This window comes from Metasolibacillus sp. FSL H7-0170, assembly GCF_038593115.1.
GTDB classification, from domain to species: domain Bacteria; phylum Bacillota; class Bacilli; order Bacillales_A; family Planococcaceae; genus Metasolibacillus; species Metasolibacillus fluoroglycofenilyticus.
Genome location: NZ_CP151964.1, coordinates 2,624,032 through 2,638,708 on the forward strand (window position 1 = coordinate 2,624,032; position 14,677 = coordinate 2,638,708).

The 14,677-nt window shown below is 40.4% G+C and carries 26 protein-coding genes; all 26 read left to right on the plus strand.

Annotated features, from left to right (window positions below; translation table 11 throughout):
* Positions 1 to 2: 2 nt before the first annotated feature.
* A complete protein-coding gene (gene rplP, locus MHH70_RS12200; protein WP_066168885.1) occupies positions 3 to 437 on the plus strand; it encodes a 50S ribosomal protein L16 in 435 nt (144 codons plus the stop codon).
* Positions 427 to 624 (plus strand): 50S ribosomal protein L29, encoded by a 198-nt coding sequence (rpmC, locus tag MHH70_RS12205; RefSeq protein WP_042478642.1) that lies wholly within the window; start codon positions 427 to 429, stop codon positions 622 to 624. Before rplP ends, rpmC begins: the two co-directional genes overlap by 11 nt.
* 24 nt (positions 625 to 648) lie before the next feature.
* On the plus strand, positions 649 to 912 hold the full coding sequence (gene rpsQ, locus MHH70_RS12210; protein WP_066168887.1) for a 30S ribosomal protein S17: 264 nt from the start codon (positions 649 to 651) through the stop codon (positions 910 to 912).
* A 43-nt stretch (positions 913 to 955) separates the two neighbouring features.
* Positions 956 to 1,324: a 50S ribosomal protein L14 gene (gene rplN / locus MHH70_RS12215; protein WP_004233650.1), complete on the plus strand. Its 369-nt coding sequence runs from the start codon at positions 956 to 958 to the stop codon at positions 1,322 to 1,324.
* A gap of 38 nt (positions 1,325 to 1,362) precedes the next feature.
* Complete coding sequence (gene rplX, locus MHH70_RS12220) at positions 1,363 to 1,671, plus strand: 50S ribosomal protein L24 (RefSeq protein WP_042478647.1); 309 nt, start codon at positions 1,363 to 1,365, stop codon at positions 1,669 to 1,671.
* 28 nt (positions 1,672 to 1,699) lie between these two features.
* Complete coding sequence (gene rplE, locus MHH70_RS12225) at positions 1,700 to 2,239, plus strand: 50S ribosomal protein L5 (RefSeq protein ID WP_042478649.1); 540 nt, start codon at positions 1,700 to 1,702, stop codon at positions 2,237 to 2,239.
* A gap of 21 nt (positions 2,240 to 2,260) precedes the next feature.
* Positions 2,261 to 2,446 (plus strand): type Z 30S ribosomal protein S14, encoded by a 186-nt coding sequence (locus tag MHH70_RS12230; protein WP_004233656.1) that lies wholly within the window; start codon positions 2,261 to 2,263, stop codon positions 2,444 to 2,446.
* 31 nt (positions 2,447 to 2,477) lie between these two features.
* Positions 2,478 to 2,876 (plus strand): 30S ribosomal protein S8, encoded by a 399-nt coding sequence (gene rpsH / locus MHH70_RS12235; RefSeq protein ID WP_042478650.1) that lies wholly within the window; start codon positions 2,478 to 2,480, stop codon positions 2,874 to 2,876.
* Between the two features lie 31 nt (positions 2,877 to 2,907).
* The gene (gene rplF, locus MHH70_RS12240; protein ID WP_066168890.1) at positions 2,908 to 3,447 is read left to right on the plus strand and encodes a 50S ribosomal protein L6; all 540 of its coding nucleotides are present in this window, start codon (positions 2,908 to 2,910) and stop codon (positions 3,445 to 3,447) included.
* 34 nt (positions 3,448 to 3,481) lie between these two features.
* The gene (gene rplR, locus MHH70_RS12245; RefSeq protein WP_066168893.1) at positions 3,482 to 3,841 is read left to right on the plus strand and encodes a 50S ribosomal protein L18; all 360 of its coding nucleotides are present in this window, start codon (positions 3,482 to 3,484) and stop codon (positions 3,839 to 3,841) included.
* A 21-nt stretch (positions 3,842 to 3,862) separates the two neighbouring features.
* Positions 3,863 to 4,366: a 30S ribosomal protein S5 gene (gene rpsE / locus MHH70_RS12250; RefSeq protein WP_066168896.1), complete on the plus strand. Its 504-nt coding sequence runs from the start codon at positions 3,863 to 3,865 to the stop codon at positions 4,364 to 4,366.
* 10 nt (positions 4,367 to 4,376) lie between these two features.
* Positions 4,377 to 4,559 (plus strand): 50S ribosomal protein L30, encoded by a 183-nt coding sequence (rpmD, locus tag MHH70_RS12255; RefSeq protein WP_201261960.1) that lies wholly within the window; start codon positions 4,377 to 4,379, stop codon positions 4,557 to 4,559.
* Between the two features lie 34 nt (positions 4,560 to 4,593).
* Complete coding sequence (gene rplO / locus MHH70_RS12260) at positions 4,594 to 5,034, plus strand: 50S ribosomal protein L15 (protein WP_066168902.1); 441 nt, start codon at positions 4,594 to 4,596, stop codon at positions 5,032 to 5,034.
* On the plus strand, positions 5,034 to 6,338 hold the full coding sequence (gene secY, locus MHH70_RS12265; protein WP_066168906.1) for a preprotein translocase subunit SecY: 1,305 nt from the start codon (positions 5,034 to 5,036) through the stop codon (positions 6,336 to 6,338). Before rplO ends, secY begins: the two co-directional genes overlap by 1 nt.
* Before the next feature lie 70 nt (positions 6,339 to 6,408).
* Positions 6,409 to 7,062, plus strand: coding sequence for an adenylate kinase (locus MHH70_RS12270; protein ID WP_107943490.1), 654 nt, complete (start codon positions 6,409 to 6,411; stop codon positions 7,060 to 7,062).
* Positions 7,063 to 7,487: 425 nt separating this feature from the next.
* Complete coding sequence (infA, locus tag MHH70_RS12275) at positions 7,488 to 7,706, plus strand: translation initiation factor IF-1 (RefSeq protein WP_042478660.1); 219 nt, start codon at positions 7,488 to 7,490, stop codon at positions 7,704 to 7,706.
* Between the two features lie 37 nt (positions 7,707 to 7,743).
* Complete coding sequence (rpmJ, locus tag MHH70_RS12280) at positions 7,744 to 7,857, plus strand: 50S ribosomal protein L36 (RefSeq protein WP_000868344.1); 114 nt, start codon at positions 7,744 to 7,746, stop codon at positions 7,855 to 7,857.
* A 23-nt stretch (positions 7,858 to 7,880) separates the two neighbouring features.
* The gene (gene rpsM / locus MHH70_RS12285; protein ID WP_066168912.1) at positions 7,881 to 8,246 is read left to right on the plus strand and encodes a 30S ribosomal protein S13; all 366 of its coding nucleotides are present in this window, start codon (positions 7,881 to 7,883) and stop codon (positions 8,244 to 8,246) included.
* Between the two features lie 26 nt (positions 8,247 to 8,272).
* Complete coding sequence (gene rpsK / locus MHH70_RS12290; protein WP_036151912.1) at positions 8,273 to 8,662, plus strand: 30S ribosomal protein S11; 390 nt, start codon at positions 8,273 to 8,275, stop codon at positions 8,660 to 8,662.
* A 145-nt stretch (positions 8,663 to 8,807) separates the two neighbouring features.
* Positions 8,808 to 9,752, plus strand: coding sequence for a DNA-directed RNA polymerase subunit alpha (locus MHH70_RS12295; protein WP_066168916.1), 945 nt, complete (start codon positions 8,808 to 8,810; stop codon positions 9,750 to 9,752).
* A 54-nt stretch (positions 9,753 to 9,806) separates the two neighbouring features.
* Entirely contained in the window at positions 9,807 to 10,187 is a 381-nt protein-coding gene (rplQ, locus tag MHH70_RS12300) for a 50S ribosomal protein L17 (protein ID WP_066168918.1), read from the plus strand.
* A 473-nt stretch (positions 10,188 to 10,660) separates the two neighbouring features.
* Entirely contained in the window at positions 10,661 to 11,506 is an 846-nt protein-coding gene (locus tag MHH70_RS12305) for an energy-coupling factor ABC transporter ATP-binding protein (protein WP_066168921.1), read from the plus strand.
* Positions 11,482 to 12,354 carry an energy-coupling factor ABC transporter ATP-binding protein gene (locus tag MHH70_RS12310; RefSeq protein ID WP_066168924.1) on the plus strand — a complete coding sequence of 291 codons (873 nt, stop codon included), beginning with the start codon at positions 11,482 to 11,484 and terminating at the stop codon, positions 12,352 to 12,354. Before MHH70_RS12305 ends, MHH70_RS12310 begins: the two co-directional genes overlap by 25 nt.
* Positions 12,351 to 13,148, plus strand: coding sequence for an energy-coupling factor transporter transmembrane protein EcfT (locus tag MHH70_RS12315; RefSeq protein ID WP_066168926.1), 798 nt, complete (start codon positions 12,351 to 12,353; stop codon positions 13,146 to 13,148). Before MHH70_RS12310 ends, MHH70_RS12315 begins: the two co-directional genes overlap by 4 nt.
* Before the next feature lie 12 nt (positions 13,149 to 13,160).
* Positions 13,161 to 13,910 carry a tRNA pseudouridine(38-40) synthase TruA gene (gene truA / locus MHH70_RS12320; protein WP_342471597.1) on the plus strand — a complete coding sequence of 250 codons (750 nt, stop codon included), beginning with the start codon at positions 13,161 to 13,163 and terminating at the stop codon, positions 13,908 to 13,910.
* Between the two features lie 320 nt (positions 13,911 to 14,230).
* Positions 14,231 to 14,668, plus strand: coding sequence for a 50S ribosomal protein L13 (gene rplM, locus MHH70_RS12325; protein WP_066168931.1), 438 nt, complete (start codon positions 14,231 to 14,233; stop codon positions 14,666 to 14,668).
* The last annotated feature ends 9 nt before the right edge of the window (positions 14,669 to 14,677 follow it).

Below are 14,677 nucleotides of genomic sequence, written 5' to 3' on the forward strand. Positions count from 1 at the left end.
TAATGTTATTACCAAAACGCGTTAAATATCGTCGTGAACACCGTGGTAAAATGCGTGGTGAGGCGAAAGGCGGTAAAGAAGTAACATTTGGTGAATGGGGCTTACAAGCTACAACAGCATCATGGATTACAAACCGTCAAATTGAATCTGCTCGTATCGCAATGACACGTTACATGAAACGTGGCGGTAAAGTTTGGATCAAAATTTTCCCACATAAACCTTATACGAAGAAGCCTCTAGAAGTCCGCATGGGTTCTGGTAAAGGTTCTCCTGAAGGTTGGGTAGCAGTAGTAAAACCAGGAAAAATTATGTTTGAAATCGCGGGTGTATCTGAAGAGATTGCACGTGAAGCGCTTCGTTTAGCATCACATAAGCTTCCTGTTAAATGTAAAATCGTAAAACGTCAAGAAACTGGTGGTGAATCTAATGAAAGCTAATGAAATCCGTGACCTTGCCACTTCTGAAATCGAATTAAAAGTGAAATCACTGAAAGAAGAGCTTTTCAACCTTCGCTTCCAATTGGCGACTGGTCAATTAGAAAACACAGCTCGCATCCGCGAAGTTCGTAAAGCGATTGCGCGCATGAAAACTGTGATTCGTGAAAGAGAAATCAGTGCACAATAATACGAATAAAGGAGGTTTTCTGGCATGACTGAGCGTAACCAACGCAAAGTTTACACAGGCCGTGTTGTTTCAGATAAAATGGACAAAACTGTTACAGTATTAGTTGAAACATACAAAAAGCACAAGCTTTATGGCAAACGTGTAAAATATTCTAAAAAGTTCAAAGCTCATGATGAGCAAAACACTGCGAAAATCGGTGATATCGTACGTATCATGGAAACTCGCCCGCTATCAGCTACTAAACATTTCCGTCTAGTGGAAGTTGTAGAAAAAGCGGTTATTATCTAATAACTATTTCGGAAAATACCTATTCCGAAGGGAGGTAACCTAAGTGATCCAACAAGAAAGTCGTATGAAAGTTGCTGACAACTCAGGTGCACGTGAAGTTTTAACTATTAAAGTGCTTGGTGGTTCTGGACGTAAAACTGCTAACATCGGCGATATCGTCGTATGTACAGTTAAGAAAGCAACACCAGGTGGCGTTGTCAAGAAAGGTGACGTTGTTAAGGCTGTTATCGTTCGCACAAAATCTGGCGTTCGTCGTAAAGATGGTACTTACATTAAATTTGATGAAAATGCTTGCGTTATTATCAGAGATGATAAGTCACCACGCGGAACTCGTATTTTCGGACCTGTTGCACGTGAACTACGTGACAGCAACTTCATGAAAATCGTTTCTCTAGCTCCAGAAGTTCTTTAATTTTCATGACAGTACCAATCAAGGAGGTGCGACACACAATGCATGTTAAAAAGGGCGACAAGGTAAAAGTTATTACTGGTAAAGATAAAGGCAAAGAAGGCGTTATTTTAGCTGCTTTCCCAAAACAAGACCGTGTTCTTGTTGAAGGCGTTAATATCGTTAAAAAGCATATCAAACCTAACCAGTTAAACCCACAAGGTGGTATTGTATCTCAAGAAGCTGCAATCCACGTATCGAACGTAATGCTAATCGATCCAAAATCTGGCGAGCCGACTCGTGTAGGTTACAAAATCGAAAATGGTAAAAAAGTTCGTGTTGCAAAAAAATCAGGTGTAGTAATCGACTAACAAGTAAAACGAGAAAGGAGGTACGAACATGAGCCGCCTAAAAGAAAAATTTGTAAATGAAGTTTCACCTGCTCTAGTGAGCAAGTTTGAATATAAATCAGTAATGCAAGTGCCAAAAGTAGAGAAAATCGTTATTAACATGGGTGTTGGTGACGCTGTACAAAACTCTAAAGCACTAGATGCTGCTGTAGAAGAATTAGCAACTATCACTGGTCAAAAGCCAGTTGTAACGAAAGCGAAAAAATCGATTGCAGGTTTCCGTTTACGTGAAGGTATGCCTATCGGTGCTAAAGTTACATTACGCGGTGAGCGTATGTATGAATTCTTGGATAAATTAATTTCTATCGCACTACCACGTGTACGTGACTTCCGCGGTGTTTCTAAAAAAGCATTCGACGGTCGCGGTAACTACACATTAGGTGTGAAAGAACAATTGATTTTCCCAGAAATCGATTACGATAAAGTTTCGAAGGTACGCGGTATGGACATCGTGATCGTAACGACTGCGAATTCTGATGAAGAAGCTCGCGAGTTATTGACACAATTCGGTATGCCGTTCCAAAAGTAATTAAACAAGGAGGGCGAAAACGTGGCTAAAAAATCAATGATCGTTAAACAACAACGTAAGCAAAAGTTTAAAGTACAAGAATATACACGTTGTGAACGCTGTGGTCGTCCACATTCTGTATATCGCAAATTTAAGCTTTGCCGTATTTGTTTCCGTGAACTTGCATATAAGGGACAAATTCCTGGCGTTAAAAAAGCCAGCTGGTAATCCCCTAATTTTGGGAAGGAGGTAAATTTTCATGACAATGACTGATCCGATTGCAGATATGCTTACTCGTATTCGTAATGCGAACATGGTTCGTCACGAGAAATTAGAAGTTCCTGCTTCTAACTTAAAGAAAGAAATCGCTGAAATCTTAAAGCGTGAAGGTTTCGTACGTGACGTTGAGTATGTTGAAGATAACAAGCAAGGAATCATCCGTATCTTCTTAAAATACGGTAAAGATAATGAGCGTGTAATTACTGGTTTAAAACGTATTTCTAAACCTGGTCTACGTGTATACGCTAAAACAAACGAAGTACCTAAAGTATTAAACGGTCTTGGTATCGCTTTAGTATCAACTTCACAAGGTTTATTAACTGATAAAGAAGCTCGCGCTAAACAAGTTGGCGGAGAAATCTTAGCATACGTTTGGTAATTAGTAACAAAAGAATGGAGGTGCAACTTACATGTCTCGCGTAGGTAAAAAACTTATCGAGGTACCTGCTAACGTAACTGTCACTGTCACTGATGACAACACAGTAACTGTTAAAGGTCCAAAAGGTGAATTAGTTAATCAATTTAATCAAGATATGAAAATCGAGCAAGAAGGCAACATCATCACTGTTGTTCGTCCATCTGAATCGAAAGAACACCGTACAAACCACGGTACAACTCGTGCGTTATTAGCTAACATGGTAACGGGTGTTTCTGAAGGTTTCTCTCGTACTCTAGAACTTATCGGGGTAGGTTACCGTGCTCAATTGCAAGGTAACAAACTTGTACTTAACGTAGGTTACTCTCATCCAGTAGAGTTTACACCTGAACAAGGTTTAGAGATTGAAGTTCCTTCAAACACGAAAATTATCGTTAAAGGTATTAACAAAGAACGCGTTGGTGCATTAGCATCTAACATCCGTGACGTTCGTCCTCCAGAGCCATATAAAGGCAAAGGAATTCGTTATGAAGGCGAATATGTTCGTCGTAAAGAAGGTAAAACAGGTAAATAATGCTAAAAACAAGCATTAGAAAGGAGTGACCTCTGTGATTACGAAACAAGATAAAAATCAGGTTCGTAAAAAACGTCATGCACGTGTACGTTCAAAAATTACGGGTACTGCTGAGCGTCCACGCTTAAACGTATTCCGTTCTAACAAGAACATTTACGCACAATTAATCGATGACGTTGCTGGTGTAACTTTAGTATCTGCCAATACACAAGAAAAAGCTTTCGAGGGTAGCGGATCTAACGTTGAAGCAGCAGCTAAAATCGGTGAAGCAATCGCAAAACGCGCTGCGGAAAAAAATATTACTGCTGTTGTATTTGACCGTGGTGGTTACTTATATCATGGACGTGTGAAAGCTTTAGCAGAAGCTGCACGTGAAAACGGCTTAGAATTTTAATAAGAAGGAGGGACATACTTCATGAGTCGCATTGACGCAAACAAATTAGAGCAACTTGAAGAACGCGTAGTTACAATTAACCGTGTAGCGAAAGTTGTTAAAGGTGGACGTCGCTTCCGCTTCACAGCACTTGTTGTTGTTGGAGATAAGAACGGCCATGTAGGTTTCGGTACTGGTAAAGCACAAGAGGTGCCAGACGCAATCCGTAAAGCTGTTGAAGACGCGAAGAAAAACTTAGTCGAAGTACCACGCGTAGGTGGAACTACTCCACACTTAGTGCAAGGTCGCTTTGGCGCAGGTAAAGTATTAATTAAACCTGCTGCTCCAGGTACAGGGGTTATCGCTGGTGGTCCAGTACGTGCTGTATTAGAGTTAGCTGGTATTACTGATATTCTTTCAAAATCTCTAGGTTCAAACACACCAATTAACATGGTGCGTGCAACTATTGCAGGTTTAACTGAATTAAAGCAAGCTGAGGATGTTGCAAAACTTCGCGGTAAATCAGTGGAAGAATTATTAGGATAAGGGGGGAATTATAATGGCTAAATTACAAATTACCCTTTCTAAATCTGTGATTGGTACAAAACCAGCACAACGTAAAACAATCGAGGCTCTTGGATTACGCAAAACTAATCAAACTGTTGAACACGCTGATAACGAAGCTGTTCGCGGTATGCTTACAAAAGTAGCTCACTTAGTTACTGTAAAAGAAATCTAATTTCATATCATTGAACAAGGAGGTGCCACTCATAATGAAACTTCATGAGTTGAAACCAGCAGAAGGATCACGTAAAGTACGTAACCGAGTTGGTCGTGGTATCGGTTCTGGTAACGGTAAAACTGCAGGTAAAGGTCACAAAGGTCAAAACGCTCGTTCTGGCGGCGGCGTTCGCCCAGGATTTGAGGGTGGTCAAAACCCACTATTCCGTCGTTTACCTAAACGAGGCTTTACAAATATTAACCGTAAAGAATACGCTATCGTTAACCTTGATGCATTAAACCGTTTTGAAGATGGTGCAGAGGTAACTACTGCATTATTAGTAGAAACTGGTATTGTGAGTAATGAAAAAGCTGGTATTAAAGTTTTAGGTAACGGAACTTTAACAAAAAAGCTTACAGTAAAAGCTCATAAATTCTCAGCTTCTGCGAAAGAAGCTATTGAGAATGCTGGCGGAACAACTGAGGTGATTTAATGTTTCAAACGATCTCTAACTTTATGCGCGTTCGAGATATACGAAATAAAATCATCTTTACATTATTAATGCTCATCGTTTTCCGTATCGGGACATTTATTCCCGTACCAAACGTCGACGCAAATGTATTGAAAGCTGCTGATGAATTTAATATTATTGGCTTCTTAAATACTTTCGGTGGTGGTGCCTTGGCAAACTTCTCTATCTTTGCGATGGGGATTATGCCATACATTACTGCTTCAATTATTGTGCAGTTATTGCAAATGGATGTTGTACCTAAATTTGCAGAATGGGCTAAACAAGGTGAAGTTGGTCGCCGTAAGTTAGCACAATTCACACGATACTTTACAATCATTTTAGCGCTAATCCAATCATTTGCTATGTCATTTGGCTTTAACCAGCTTTATGGCGGCTCATTGATTACAGACACTAGCGTTGGTTCGTATTTAACTATCGCAATTGTGCTTACAGCAGGTACTGCCTTCCTATTATGGCTGTCTGAGCAAATTACAGCAAATGGTGTAGGTAATGGTATTTCCATTATTATCTTTGCTGGTATCGTTGCAGCAATTCCAACTGCAGTTAACCAAGTTTATGCACAACAAATCGAAGGTGCAGGCGAGCAACTATTCATTCGAATTGTCATTCTTGCCTTGTTAGTACTAGTTCTTCTTGCAGTTATTGTTGGAGTAATTTACGTTAACCAAGCGTTGCGTAAAATTCCAATTCAATATGCAAAGCGAGTAACTGGTCGTGCGCCTCAAGCAGGTGGTCAACAAACGCACTTACCGTTAAAGGTAAATGCTGCAGGGGTTATTCCGGTAATCTTTGCGATGGCGTTTATTGTAACACCGCAAACTTTGGCGACATTCTTCGGTGAAAATAGTGTTACAAGATTTATTACAAGTATGTTTGATTATAAGCAAACGACTGGATTAATAGGTCTAACTCTTTATATCGCTTTAATCATTGCCTTCACATATTTCTATGCGTTCGTTCAAGTGAACCCAGAAAATGTGGCAGACAATTTAAAGAAACAAGGTGCATACATTCCGGGCATTCGTCCAGGTAATGATACGCAGGCTTATTTAACAAAAGTTCTTTATCGTTTAACTTTCGTTGGCGCTATCTTCCTATGTGTCATCTCTGTTATGCCTATTTTATTCACTACATTTATGAACTTACCTGCTTCTGCTCAAATCGGTGGAACAAGTATGATTATCGTAGTTGGTGTAGCACTTGAAACAATGAAGCAATTAGAGTCACAACTAGTGAAACGTCATTATAAAGGCTTTATGAAATAATGTTGGTTTTAGGGAACGATTTCGTTTCCTTAACCAGCTAGACACAGTAGCTTTTAGGGGGAAACTTCGTATGAATATCGTTTTAATGGGCCTGCCGGGTGCTGGTAAAGGTACACAGGCAGACAAAATTGTTGAGAAGTACGCAATCCCTCATATTTCTACAGGCGATATGTTCCGTGCAGCTATTAAGGACGGTACTGAGCTTGGCTTACAGGCTAAATCGTTTATGGATCAAGGTGCATTAGTACCTGATGAAGTAACAATCGGTATCGTACGTGAGCGATTATCACAACCAGACTGCGAAAAAGGATTCTTATTAGATGGATTCCCGCGTACAGTTCCTCAGGCCGAGGCGTTAAATGGCATTCTTGAAAGCCTAGGTCGTGCAATCGAACATACGATTAATATCCAAGTTGATAAAGATGAATTAATAGCACGTTTAAGTGGACGTCGTATTTGTAAGAGCTGTGGCGCTTCTTATCATTTAGTTTTCAACCCTCCAGCGGTAGAAGGCAAATGTGATAAAGATGGTGGCGAGCTTTATACACGTGCAGATGATAATCCAGAAACGGTAACAAATCGTTTGGAAGTAAATATGAACCAAGCGCAGCCTTTACTTGACTTTTACCAAGCTAAAGGTGTTTTAACGAATATTGATGGACAGCAAGATATTAACAAAGTATTTGCTGATCTTGATGCTCTATTACAGAGCGGCCGCAGCTGATACCCGACCCAGGCGCAAGTTAACTGCTTTCGCGGGAGGCATGCGGAGGCAACAACGAAACATAATTTTTGAGAGTTGCAAAAGCATATTGTACCCAATTAATACGAGAGAGGGGAGCACGATTTTGTGTGATGATCCGATTATTGTATAGAGGGTTTCGTGGAAGCATCTGTGTAACGGGTATGAATCTCTCATCCAAGACATTCCGGCTATCGTGTTAACATAAGGAATACAGCTTCCTAAACCGGGATCTGTTCAATTCCATGGATTGTGTGAAGCGAAACCAGACGAGCGTCTTTCGAACATCTCTCATACAATCCAAGCATATGTTGAGACGAGTTGCTTCTAAATAACGGAAGAAAACAGTTATAATGATTACCGGATTAGGTAGTCAGAAATTGCATATAGAAGGGAGACGAGAGTTAATGGCGAAAGATGATGTAATTGAAGTCGAAGGGACAGTTGTTGAGACTTTGCCAAACGCGATGTTTAAGGTAGAATTAGAAAATGGGCATGTAGTGCTTGCGCATGTTTCTGGAAAGATTCGTATGCACTTTATCCGCATTCTACCGGGAGATAAGGTTACTATTGAGTTATCTCCATATGATTTAACTCGCGGTCGTATCACATACCGTTTTAAATAATCTTTTGCACTCCGGACTATTAAGGAGGTTAGGTTAGATGAAAGTGAGACCATCTGTGAAACCGATCTGCGAAAAGTGTAAAGTAATTCGCCGACGCGGTAAAGTAATGGTAATCTGTGAAAATCCTAAACACAAACAAAAACAAGGATAATAAATAAGGAGGTGCACACGTAAATGGCACGTATTGCTGGTGTTGATATTCCTCGCGACAAACGCGTTGTAATTTCATTAACTTACATTTTCGGTATTGGTAAAACAACTTCACAAAAAGTATTAGCAGCTGCAGGTATTGACGAAAATATCCGCGTTCGCGACTTAACTGAAGATCAATTAAACCTAATCCGTGAACAATTAGACTCACTTAAAGTGGAAGGTGACTTACGTCGTGAAGTTTCACTTAATATTAAACGTCTGATGGAAATCGGTTGTAACCGTGGTATCCGTCACCGTCGTGGTCTACCTGTTCGTGGTCAAAATACGAAGAACAACGCACGTACGCGTAAAGGTCCTCGTAAAACTGTAGCGAATAAGAAAAAATAATTAAGTAAAGGAGGTTCCTTCTTAACATGGCTCGTAAACAACAAACTCGTAAACGTCGTGTGAAAAAGAATATCGAATCTGGTATTGCACACATCCGTTCTACATTCAACAATACAATCGTAACGATTACAGATATGCAAGGTAACGCTGTATCATGGTCAAGTGCTGGTGCTCTTGGTTTCCGTGGTTCACGTAAATCTACTCCATTTGCTGCGCAAATGGCTGCAGAAACAGCTGCAAAAGCATCCCTTGAACATGGTCTGAAAACGTTGGAAGTAACTGTTAAAGGTCCTGGTGCAGGTCGTGAAGCTGCAATTCGTGCACTTCAAGCTGCTGGTTTAGAAGTAACTGCTATTAAAGACGTTACTCCAGTTCCACATAACGGTTGCCGTCCGCCAAAACGTCGTCGCGTGTAATGGGTGCAGCTTAAAGAGCGTAGTTCTTTAAGTACATCATTTCTTTGTGCAAATGTCTTGTGCAACTTATTAGTAAAGTCAATCAAGAATAACAACTATGATGGTATGAACCTATACATTGATGTTTTGAAGGAGGGTAAATTGAATGATCGAAATTGAAAAACCAAAGATTGAGACAGTGGAGATCAGCGAAGATGTCAAATATGGCAAGTTTGTTGTAGAACCGCTAGAACGCGGATATGGAAACACTTTGGGAAATTCTTTACGTCGTATCCTTCTGTCTTCATTACCAGGAGCTGCTGTAACGTCAATACAAATTGACGGCGTATTACACGAATTCTCTACTGTAGAAGGCGTTGTAGAAGATGTTGCTTCAATTATCTTAAACGTGAAAAAGTTAGCTTTAAAAATCTACTCTGACGAAGAAAAAGTCATTGAGATTGATGTAAAAGGTGATGGCACAGTAACTGCTGCTGACATCACACATGACAGTGACGTTGAAATTTTAAATCCAGATCTATATATTGCAACAATCGCTAAAAACGGTCATTTACGTATGCGTATGTATGCGCAACGTGGTCGTGGCTACACTCCTGCTGATCAAAACAAACGTGAGGATCTTCCTATCGGCGTGATCCCGATCGACTCTATTTACACTCCAGTTTCACGCGTCAATTTCCAAGTGGAAAACACTCGTGTTGGGCAAAACTCTGATTACGATAAGTTATCACTTGATGTATGGACAGATGGAAGCATCGGTCCAAAAGAGGCGATTTCACTTGGAGCGAAAATTTTAACAGAGCATTTAAACATTTTCGTAGGCATGACGAATGAAGCGCAAACTGCTGAAATCATGGTCGAAAAAGAAGAAGACCAAAAAGAGAAAGTTTTAGAGATGACTATCGAAGAACTAGATCTTTCTGTTCGTTCTTACAACTGTTTAAAGCGTGCAGGCATCAATACGGTGCTTGAATTAGCGAATAAATCAGAAGACGATATGATGAAAGTGCGCAACCTTGGTCGCAAGTCTTTAGAAGAGGTTAAAGCGAAGTTAGAAGAGCTTGGTTTAGGATTACGTAAAGAAGACTAAGCGAATTTGAAATATACAGCAAGATCAGATATTTTTTAAAGGAGGGAAACATCCATGGGTTACAGAAAACTTGGTCGTACAAGTTCTCAACGTAAAGCGATGTTACGTGACTTAGCTACTGACTTAATCATCAACGAGCGCATCGAAACTACTGAAGCTCGCGCGAAGGAAGTTCGTAAAGCTGTTGAAAAAATGATTACTTTAGGTAAGCGCGGTGATTTACATGCTCGTCGTCAAGCGGCTGCATTTATCCGTCGTGAGCTAGTAACGGCAACTGACGAAGAAGGTAACGAAACAACTTCATTCGCACTACAAAAATTGTTCGATGATGTTGCACCACGCTACGCAGAGCGTCAAGGTGGTTACACTCGTATCCTAAAAGTAGGTCCTCGTCGTGGAGACGGCGCACCTGTAGTTGTAATTGAATTAGTTTAATTTAATTCAGCGATTCAGTCAATAACACAGTTGTTTTAGAGGGGATGCCTAGTTCACCTATGAACGCTGGCACTCCCTTTCTGTAAATAATTAATTACATATTTGTGTGTAATTAAAATGATTTATACGACAAATAATTAAGCTGAGCGTTATGATGAGCGGAACACTATGTTGTTGGCGTCTCGTCTAGCTCTCCGCACCTCATTCATTCAGAGTACGGAAATGAGCAGCCGTATTCTCCTTAATGTAGTGATAAGCGCATTTCTCTGAATGAGGTGCGCGCTTTTTTATTGTATGGGATATTGGTTTACATCACCAACTTTACCATATGCACATACATAAACATAAAGTACGTTTAGGCATTTCCTGCTTGTTAACGTGCTTTATTTTTATATATGTGGGAAAGGTAGCATAATTTTTGCAAACAGTGTAATTTTAATAGTGGAGTGGAGAAAGAGAGGGGTAGCAGAGCCATGACAGAAATTTTATCTTTTCACAATGTGACATTCTCCTATACACCTGAGGATGAAACAGCGCGCAAAGCTGTGCAAAATATTTCATTTACCGTGCAGCAAGGTGAGTGGATTGCCATTGTGGGCCATAATGGCTCAGGCAAATCGACAATAGCGAAGCTAATGAATGGCTTACTATTTCCTGCTGAAGGGGAAGTACGCGTTTTACTTAATGCTTTAACAGAGGAAAACCTGTGGGATGTACGTTCAAAAATGGGTATGGTATTTCAAAATCCTGATAATCAATTTGTTGGTGCAACAGTACAAGATGATGTTGCATTTTCCTTAGAAAATAACGGTGTGCCCTATGAAGAGATGGTAGCACGCGTAAAAGATGCATTAAAGCAAGTAAAGATGGATCAGTTTTATAACCATGAACCACATCACTTATCTGGTGGACAAAAGCAGCGAGTTGCCATTGCAGGCGCTTTAGCAATCCACCCGAAAGTTTTAATATTAGACGAGGCTACATCGATGCTAGACCCACAAGGGCGTGATGAGGTGTTAAGTACCGTTCAAGCCTTGCGTGAAAAAATCGGACTTACCGTTATTTCGATTACACACGATTTAGAGGAAGCGATGCTAGCAGACCGTATTATTTTTATGAATGATGGTAAAAAATACGCAGAAGGTACACCGAGCGAAATTTTTTCATTAGGTGAGCAATTAATTACATTTGGCTTAGATTTACCTTTTGCGATGAAGATGACAAAGCTCCTGCAGCAACAAGGTGTAAAGCTGTTAGGACAACATATGACAGAAGAAGAGCTGGTGAATGATTTATGGACATCAAACTTCAACAAGTAAGTTATGCTTATGGAAAAGATACACCCTTTGAGAAATATGCGCTATTTGATGTGGATTTGACGATTACTCACGGGACCTATCAAGCAATTATCGGACATACAGGCTCAGGGAAATCAACAATCTTACAGCATTTTAATGGATTATTAAAGCCATCTACGGGTGAGGTGCATATCGGTGAGCGCGTAATTGAAGCAGGCAAAAAGGCAAAGGAATTAAAGCCTATACGCCAAAAAGTAGGCATTGTCTTTCAATTTCCAGAGCATCAACTATTTGAAGAAACAGTATTAAAAGATATTATGTTTGGTCCGATGAATTTTGGCGTTTCGGAAGAAGAGGCAGAACGACGTGCACGTGAGCTAATTACACTTGTTGGATTACCTGATGAAGTGTTAGAAAAGTCGCCTTTTGATTTATCAGGAGGACAAATGCGTCGTGTGGCAATTGCAGGTGTTTTAGCGATGCAGCCAGAGGTTATCGTCTTAGATGAACCGACAGCAGGCTTAGACCCACGTGGTCAAAAAGAAATTATGGACATGTTTTACCAGTTGCATAAGCAGCAAGGGTTAACGACAATTCTTGTAACACATAGTATGGAGGATGCTGCACGCTACGCTGATCAAGTTGCCATTATGCATGAAGGGCGCTGTGTGCTAACTGGGCAGCCGAGGGAGATTTTTGCAGACGTGGAGACATTAGCGAAATATCGCTTAGAGCCACCACGTATCATTCGTTTCCAGCATCGAGTTGAAAAGCTTATAGGTGAAATTTTGCCGAAAATATGCTTAACAGAGGAAGAGTTAGCGATTGAATTAGCACAGGTTGTAAAGAAGGGGCGTGACCAACAATGATGGAGAAAATGATTTTTGGGCGCTATATTCCTGGAAATTCCTTCGTACATAAGCTTGACCCGCGTGCTAAGCTCATTTTCGTATTTGCCTTTATCATTGTTGTCTTTTTAGCAAACAATATAATCACTTACGGGTTACTTCTTGCATTTACGTTGTTCATTGTATTGATTTCCCGCATTCGACTCTATTTTTTAATTAATGGTTTGAAGCCAATTATCTTTTTAATGGTATTTACGTTTTTACTGCATACGCTATTTACGCGTGAGGGAGCAGTTGTATTAGATTTGGGCTTTTTAAAAATTTATGAGCAAGGCTTGAGACAAGGTATTTTTATTTCAATCCGCTTTTTAGTGCTTGTTTTTATGACATCCATTTTAACATTAACGACATCGCCGATTTCAATTACGGACGGTTTGGAAGTGCTATTGAATCCATTAAAGAAATTAAAAGCGCCTGTACATGAGCTCGCACTCATGATGTCAATATCATTACGCTTTATCCCAACTCTAATGGATGAAACAGATAAAATTATGAAAGCTCAAATGGCACGAGGCTCAGATTTAAGCGCTGGTCCATTAAAAAACCGTTTAAAGGCAGTTGTTCCATTGCTTGTTCCACTTTTTGTGAGTGCCTTTAAGCGTGCCGAGGATTTAGCGACAGCGATGGAGGTGCGTGGCTATCGTGGTGGCGAGGGGAGAACACGTTATCGTCAATTGAAATGGGATTACCGCGATACAATTTGCTTAGTGTCCCTTGTCATACTGACGGCATTGCTTGTATTTTGCCGAAACTAGAGGTGATACCTTATGAGATTAAAAGCAATTATTAGCTATGATGGCACACAATTTGCTGGCTATCAAGTGCAGCCAGGCGAGCGCACAGTGCAGCTAGAACTAGAGAAAGTATTGATGAAAATGCATAAAGGTGAGCGTGTGCATGTGACGGCAAGTGGGCGTACAGATGCGCGTGTTCATGCGACAGGGCAAGTCATTCATTTTGATACAACGCTGACGATTCCTACTGATAATTATCAAAAGGCATTAAATGTTCAACTGCCAAGCGATATTCGAGTTTTAGGTGTTGAACAAGTAGCAGACGACTTTCATGCGCGCTATAGTGCGACAGGCAAGCGTTATCGTTACATTTGGGATTGCAGTAAAGTCCAAAGCCCATTTCGCCGTTTTTATACAGTTGAAACGAAGGGCATTAAGCCAAATATAGAGCTCATGCGTGAGGCTGCACAGTCAATTGTCGGCACACATGATTTTACTTGCTTTTGCGCGGCGAATACAAGCGTTGTAGATAAAGTACGCACCGTCTATTCACTAAATTTAGAATGGGTTGGTGACGAGCTACATATGACGATCGCAGGAAATGGTTTCCTATACAATATGGTGCGCATCATTGCAGGAACACTCTGGGAGGTCGGAACGGGTCGCCGCGATGTTTGTGCAGTGGCACAGGCAATCGAGGTACAGGACCGCAGTAAGGCAGGAAAGACAGCACCGGCACATGGACTTTACTTGGAGGAAGTTTTTTACGCAATAAACGCATAGTAATTTATCCCGCATTAACTGGCAGTAAGCCTCCCACTTCAAGACTTAAGTAAGGATGCCCGTAAAAGCCCGATTGCTTCAACTAACAATCAGTGGGGGATGAGGAAAACCTTCACTGATTGAAGTTTCATTTTATCAATTATTTGGATTTTTCGTCTTTAACAACATCACCGTGTGTTCAATAAAAATTCTTGACTTATAACGCAATACGTTATATGATGATGTATGGTATTTTCATTACCACCACAAATAAGCCCCGAAACTTATAGTGTTTAATAATGAAAAATAACGGTAATCGAATCGATTAGGAGGATATATACATGCGTACAACATTCATGGCTAAAGGTCACGAAGTAGAGCGTAAATGGTTAGTAGTTGACGCAGAAGGCCAAACTCTTGGACGTTTAGCTTCTGAAGTAGCTTCTATTTTACGCGGTAAACATAAACCAACTTTCACACCACACGTTGACACAGGTGATCATGTAATCATCATCAACGCTGATAAAATTGAGTTAACAGGTAATAAATTAGAAGGTAAAATCTACTACCGTCACACTCAATTTACTGGTGGTTTAAAACAACGTACAGCTGGCGAAATGAAAGAAAAATACCCAACTCAAATGATTGAGTTAGCGGTTAAAGGGATGCTTCCTAAAAACTCTTTAGGTCGTCAAATGTTCAGCAAACTTAATGTTTATGCTGGCCCAGAGCACCCACATGCAGCGCAAAAACCAGAAGCTTATGAGCTTCGTGGATAATATACTACA